This is a genomic window from Ralstonia sp. VS2407 (assembly GCF_052950655.1).
Genome location: NZ_JBRFVG010000194.1, coordinates 1 through 493, shown reverse-complemented (window position 1 = coordinate 493; position 493 = coordinate 1). Strand labels below are relative to the sequence as shown.

Annotated in this window: 1 protein-coding gene; it reads right to left on the bottom strand. The window is 62.3% G+C overall.

The features are described from left to right. On the bottom strand, nucleotides 1-425 hold a 425-nt coding region (locus ACU8YE_RS24580), incomplete at its 3' end, for a TerC family protein (protein ID WP_446930034.1). Nucleotides 426-493: the final 68 nt, after the last annotated feature.

Here is a 493-nt window from a genome sequence, read left to right as displayed (position 1 = left end):
ATGCCGGTGAACAGCAGGAAGGCGCCGAACACATAAAGGATCCAGTGGAACTGCGCAATCAGCCAGGCGCCCACGAGGATCATCCCCGCTCGCAGCACAAGCGCACCCAGGATGCCGAACATCAGCACGCGCTTCTGGAACTCGGCGGGCACGGAGAAGTAGGTGAACAACATCAGGAACACGAAGATGTTGTCGACGGCCAGCGCCTTCTCGATCAGGTAGCCGGTCAGGAACTCCAGCGACTTGGCATTGGCCAGTGAGCGGGCCGCCTCGTCCGTGCCGGCGCCGCCAAGGTGCCACCACAGCCAGCCCATGAAGACGAAGGACACCCCGACCCAGACCAGGGACCAGATGGCCGCCTCACGGGTGCTGACGCGGTGCGCCCCCTGCTTGCTCAGCGCAAAAAAATCGACCAGCAGCGCCATGAGCACAAACGCCGCGAACGAGGACCACATGAGTGGAGAGCCGATGGATTGCATGACCGTCTTTCAAG